Consider the following 5,755-nt stretch of genomic DNA (forward strand, 5'->3'; position numbering starts at 1 on the left):
TGGCCCGCACCGCGAGGGCATCCGTCACGTCCACCGCGTGCACCGTGACCTCGCTCCCTCGCGCGGTCAGCTCGGCCGCGAGCTGCTCCAGGCGATCCTTGCGGCGCGCGCAGAGCGCCACGCGCAGCCCGGCGCCCGCGAAGACACGCGCGGTGGCCGCCCCGATCCCCGATGATGCCCCCGTGACGAGCGCGACGCGCCCGCGGGGGTCACCCACGCGGGCGGCCCAGCATGCAGGAGATCTGGTAGCGGTGCCGCGCCACCCAGGCGTAGAGGCGCGGGGCGAGCAGCTCCATGCCAGGCAAGCGGAAGGCCTGCGCCAGCCAGCGCCAGCCGCGCAGCCGCCGGAGGATCTCGGGGATCGCGGCGTCGCCCGCGAGCACGCGGCCGTCCGGCAGGATGAGCTGCATCGCCTGCAGGCACGTGCCCTCGCCCATCCACGGGTAGCGGGCGCGCCGCTCCGCCGCCTGACAGGGCAGGAACTCGAAATGCCCGGTCACCGCCCGCCGCGAGAGCCACGACACCCCGCCGCGGCAGAGGCCGCACGTGCCGTCGTAGATCAGCACCGCCCGCGCCCGGTCGGCCGCGGCCTGGGGCACCTCGAGCTTGGAGGTCATCGGGCGCTATTGTACGCCCGACGCGCATCAGCGATAGGCGCAGGGCGGCACGGCGGTTTTCCAGGGCCCCTGCGTCAGGTGCTCGCCGGGCGGGAAAAGGCGGAGCTGCTCGGCAGGCAGCCCAGCCCGAAGCCGGCGACCCCGCAACGTCAGAAAGAAGCCCGCCCGCGCCGCGTCCACACCGAGGCGACGAAGATCTTGCGCGTCGCGCGGCAGCGTGCGCCGGCGCTCGGTGACGAGCCGGCGCGCTGCGGTGGGCCCGATCCCGGGCACGCGCAGCAGCAGCTCGTAGGGCGCGCGCTCGAGGGCCACCGGGAACCGCTCGACGTGCGCCAGCGCCCAGGCCGTCTTCGGATCGTGGTCGAGCGCCAAGTTGCCGTCACCCCCGAACACGAGCTCCTCCACCCGGAAGCCGTACTGCCGGAGCAGATGCTCGGCCTGGTAGAGCCGCCATTCGCGCGCGGCGGGGGTGGGCGGGAGCCCTTCCATCGGCGTCCCGGCCACCGGCTGGAAGGCGCTGAAGTGAGCGTGGTGGAGGAGGCCGCGCCGCTCGAGACCGCCCACCACGCCGAGGATCTCGCGGTCCTGCTCGCCCTGGGCGCCCACCACGAACTGCGTCGTGGTGCCGGCCGCCGCGATGCCCGCGCGGCCCTCGAGCCGCGCCTCGCGCGAGAGGCGCCCCGCCAGCATCAGGTTCGGGAGCAGGTCGCCCGAGTAGTTCTTCTCTCGCGCCAGGCCGCGCACGACGGTGTCGTTCGGCCCCTCCAGATTCACCGAGACGCGCGTGGCCAGGCGGGTGGCCTGCACGACCTGCTCCGGCTCGGCGCCGGGCAGCAGCTTGATGTGCACGTAGCCGGCGAACCCTTCACGCTTCCTCAGGATCTCGATTGCGGCCAGCATGCGGTCCACCGCGCGCGGCGCGCGGCCCGGCACACCCGAGGTCAGGAACAGGCCCTGCGCCACCCCCGCGCGATGCGACTCCATGAACGTGCGGGCGACCTCCTCGGGCGACAGGGCCGTCCGCTTCACCCGCCCGCCGCAGGGCGAGCACCCGTTTTATAGCGTGCCTTACCGGGGCTCGATCTCCGAGCCAAGATAAGGAGGAACTCGTACCTACACCGAAGCGGCGACCGGCAGGGATGACAGCCCTACCGATCGCCTGACCCACACCCAACACCTTTAGTGGAGGTGTCAAAATGCAGGCTCCCGCAAGTCTACCCGTCAATGTCCGAATTCGTCTCGAAACCCGTGCGGGCCGCTCCATGCTCGTGGGCCCCTTCGACACCCTCGCCGGGGCTCAACAGCTGGCCCGGGACCTGATCGCGGACGGCTCAGCCGCGTCCGTCATCGTCCAGCAACAGGGCGACGACGGCGCGTGGCGGGAGGTGCGGTGAATGGCCGCCGAGATCAGCGGCCTCAAGGGCACCGTGCGGGTGGAGTGCCCACGGTGCTCGGCCAAGTACGAAGCAACCTTTGTTCCGCCGCCCGCGCGGATTGTACCTCCCGCCGTCGCAATGCGGGGCCTGTGGAGCCCCCTGGGCCCATCTCACCGAGATCCGAGTGGAGCCGGCGGCAGGGGCGTGATTGTCCTGGCCCGCGCCACAGATCGTGAGCGGGCGGCTCTCGATCTCCCTGCGCGAGGTGGACGCGGCGCTGAAGGCCCGCCAGGAGGGAGGCTCGCCATGACGCCCTGGTGCCACGTGATGGGAGGGCCGGGGGACGGCGCGGGGGCGCGACACGCCCGCCAGGTGGCCCATCATCGCGACCGTTCCGGAGGCATCGGCAAGGAGACGGAGTGATGAGCCCCCCCAGGATCCGCCGCCGAACCGGGCCTCGCCGGCGCGCGACCGAGGCGCCGCGGGGGGCCTCGTGGCCCGAGCCGCAGCCCGTGCCGCGAGCCCGGCCGCCGGTGCCCGCCTTCAACCTCACCTTGCTGCCCGACGCGCTCGCGCCGTGGGTCGCGGACGTCGCCGAGCGCGTCCATGCCCCCCCGACTTCGTCGCGGTCGGGGTCCTCGTGGCCGCGGCCGCGGTCATCGGCCGGAAGGTCGCGATGCGCCCGAAGCGGCAGGACGACTGGGCGGTGGTGCCGAACCTCTGGGGGCTGGCCGTCGGCCCGCCGGGCGTCATGAAAAGCCCGGCCCTCGCCGAAGCCCTCCGCCCGCTGCACCGGCTGGTCACCGACGCCCACGCCCAGGACGAGGAGCAGCGGCTCGCCCAGCACTTTCACCTCGCCGAGCAGCAGGCGCGGCGCCACGCCTTGGCCCAGCGGCTGCGCGCCGCCGTCGCGCATGAGGCGTCGACGGAGGACCTGCGGGCGCCCTTCGCCGCCGTGTCGCGGGACACGCCGCGGGCGGCGAGGCGGTACCTCGTCAACGACACGACGGTCGAGAAGCTGGGTGACCTCCTCAACCACAATCCGAACGGCCTGCTGTTGTTTCGGGACGAGCTCAGCGGCTTCCTGCACACGATGGAGCGGCCGGGCCACGAAAATGACCGGGCGTTCTACTGCGAAGCCTGGAACGGCACGGGGGCGTACACGTATGATCGGATCGGGCGGGGGACCCTGCACATTCGGGCCGCCTGCGTCTCCGTGCTCGGCGGCATCCAACCGGGCCCGCTCGAGCGCTACCTGCGTGCGGTCTTTGCCGGGCGCGGGGATGACGGGCTGCTCCAACGCTTCCAGCTGGCCGTGTGGCCCGACGGCGGCGGGCGGTGGCAGAACGTGGACCGCTGGCCGAACGCGGACGCACGGGCGCGCGTGATCGAGGTCTTCCAGCGGCTGACCACCCTGGAGCCGGCGGCGCTCGGCGCGGAGGAGTTGACGCCCGAGGAACTGCCCTTCCTGCGCTTCGAAGCGGAGGCCCAAGAATGCTTCGACGCGTGGCGGGGGGACCCAGAGGCTGCGCGCCGAGGAGGACCACCCGGTCCTGCTCTCGCACGTGGCGAAGTATCGCTCGCTGATGCCGTCGCTCGCGTTGATCGGGCATCTGATCGACGGCGTGGCCGGCGGGCCAACCGGGCCGGTCTCGCGCGCGGCGGCGGCACGGGCGGTGGCCTGGTGCGAGTATCTGCAGGGGCACGCGCGGCGCCTCTACGCGAGCGTCACCGACCAGGCGCGGGTGGCGGCCGCCGTGCTCGCGACCAAGATCACGCACGGTCGGTTGGCGAGTCCGTTCACCGCCCGTGAGGTGTATCGGAACGAATGGACGGGCCTGACGGAGCCCCGGATCGTCCAGGGCGCGCTCGCCTGCCTGGAAGAGCTGGGGTGGCTGCGGTCGGAAACGGTCCGGGCCCGTGACGGCGGGCGGCCCACCGTGCGGTTCCGCATCAACCCGCGGCCCCTGGCGGGCCGGCATGACCGGTCGCGACGCGTTCCTCCGGAGGCGTCCGAGAGCCCCTGACGTCGCCCCGGTGGTGAACCGCCCGGCCGGGGGGGTCTGCCCCCGGCGGTGAACAGCCCAACGGAGGTTCTGTCAGTTTTGTCGGTGACCTGCGGTCCCACCCGAGGTGTCGAAGCCGCCAAACTCGTATTATCAGGTTTTCTCAGGTTATTAACCTGGCAGCACGTCGCCCATGTCTTCGAGGTTCTCCCGTGCGTCCACTCTCCGCCGGGCTTGATCGCGAGCGTGTGAGCGGGATTGGCAGGGTGCGTCATCACGAATGCCTCCCGCTCGGAGCCGGGGTTGGCGATGTGGCTGCGATTCCAGCCAGAGCGATGCGCTTCCCGTGCGGCTTCCCTGGCCTCATCGGTCCAGCCGACCTTGTGCACGGACGTGCCTGCTCCGGGCGTGAAATGCGGGAATTGTGGGCCTCCCGCTTCGCCGTCTTCGGGACGTCCGGGCTTCTTGCGGCCGGGGTTCTGGCCAACTTGGGTCAGCGGGACCCCGACATCGTAGCCCGCGAGGCCCATGTCCTTCATCCACCAAGCTCCGGGCCCGACGTTCAGGAATTCGCTGTTGTTCACGTTACGTGAACGCCTGGGTTTCCTGAACATGCCCTGCTCGGGGGCCAGGCGGCCACCCGAGTTTAGGTCCCCCGTGCTGAAGACGCCACCCCCGCCTCCGTCACCGTCTTTCGCGGCGTAGCCAAATGGCGTCCGGCGGTGGCTGGACTGCGCGCGACGGCTCGGATTGCCCGCTGATCGATGTGAATCGTGCCACCCTTTCCGTGTGCCGAGACCAACGCAGCCGCATTCTCACGAGCCTTGGGGTTGGCGTGGTCAAACTCCATGCTCAACAGACCGTTATCGGCACGCCCGCGAACGAATCCGGCATCGATAGCACTATCCGTCGAATGGCCGAGCGCATTCGCAAGTTGCGCGTGCCCCGCCTTGTAGTGCGAGTCACCGCTGCTGGCCTGCTCCCCGGTGTCGCAATACACCTGACCGTTCGGGTGGATGAACAGTTCACCGGACGCATCCCGCATCCGCGCCTTGTACTTGTCGGCCTTCTCAGGCTCCGGGCGCACTGTGGCAATCCCAGCGGGATCAAGCTTCGCACGCCGTGCTTCCGCTGCAGCAGCCCGCGCTTCATCCGTCCAGCCGACCTTCCGAACCGCGTCAATGGCCACATCCTTGTAATCGCGCCCAGCCAGCGCAGCATCCAGACTCGCATCCGCCTTGCGGTGGGCGCGCTCCATGCCGCGCGCCTCGGTGAGATCATCGCCATAGAACGTGTGCCGGACCACGACGCGGCCATCCTCAACCATATCGACCGTCCGGCTCACGGCAGGCACGCGTGGGCCTTCGGACTTCTCCCACCACGTCTTGAAGTTCGACAGTTGCGCCGTCAGCGCCGGGATGTCGTACAGCATCTTCGGATCGAACTGCACGCCCCGGTCATCGAGCATGACCTTGAAATCCGGCGACTTCTCGTTCGTGACCGGGAGATCAGGCCACCCATGCTCCAAGAGCCAGTTTTCGACCTCATCCACCGGTCTAGCGGTGAAAATCGACACCGAAACACCCTTTTCGACCAACGCCTCGACCAGTTTCCGCATCTTCGGGTTCTCGGAGCCGTCCGCGTTGATCGTGCACGTGCCATCGAAGTCAATCGCGATGCCTGACTTGTCCCCGGCCTTGGCGACCGGCCGCTCGGTGTTGCTCGGCGCGGGCCGCATCGGCTTCCAGGACTTGTC

General features: G+C 70.4%; 6 protein-coding genes. 2 read left to right on the top strand and 4 right to left on the bottom strand.

Annotated features, from left to right (window positions below):
- From VGV06_05450 to VGV06_05460, 3 genes are all read right to left on the bottom strand, one after another.
- Window positions 1-217, bottom strand: a 217-nt coding sequence (locus tag VGV06_05450) for an SDR family NAD(P)-dependent oxidoreductase (protein ID HEV2054605.1), incomplete at its 3' end; no start/stop codon positions are given.
- Window positions 210-617, bottom strand: coding sequence for a DUF393 domain-containing protein (locus VGV06_05455; protein ID HEV2054606.1), 408 nt, complete (start codon window positions 615-617; stop codon window positions 210-212). The genes VGV06_05455 and VGV06_05450, both read right to left, overlap by 8 nt.
- 27 nt (window positions 618-644) lie before the next feature.
- Entirely contained in the window at window positions 645-1,646 is a 1,002-nt protein-coding gene (locus tag VGV06_05460; GenBank protein ID HEV2054607.1) for a hypothetical protein, read from the bottom strand.
- Window positions 1,647-1,813: 167 nt separating this feature from the next.
- Between VGV06_05460 and VGV06_05465 the strand changes: the two genes are divergently transcribed.
- Together VGV06_05465 and VGV06_05470 are read left to right on the top strand one after the other, a co-directional pair.
- A complete protein-coding gene (locus tag VGV06_05465; GenBank protein ID HEV2054608.1) occupies window positions 1,814-2,011 on the top strand; it encodes a hypothetical protein in 198 nt (65 codons plus the stop codon).
- 622 nt (window positions 2,012-2,633) lie between these two features.
- A complete protein-coding gene (locus VGV06_05470; GenBank protein HEV2054609.1) occupies window positions 2,634-3,806 on the top strand; it encodes a DUF3987 domain-containing protein in 1,173 nt (390 codons plus the stop codon).
- Window positions 3,807-4,645: 839 nt separating this feature from the next.
- Here VGV06_05470 and VGV06_05475 read toward each other — a convergent pair.
- On the bottom strand, window positions 4,646-5,755 hold a 1,110-nt coding region (locus tag VGV06_05475), incomplete at its 5' end, for a hypothetical protein (protein ID HEV2054610.1).

The organism is Candidatus Methylomirabilota bacterium, from assembly GCA_035936835.1.
GTDB lineage: Bacteria > Methylomirabilota > Methylomirabilia > Rokubacteriales > CSP1-6 > AR37.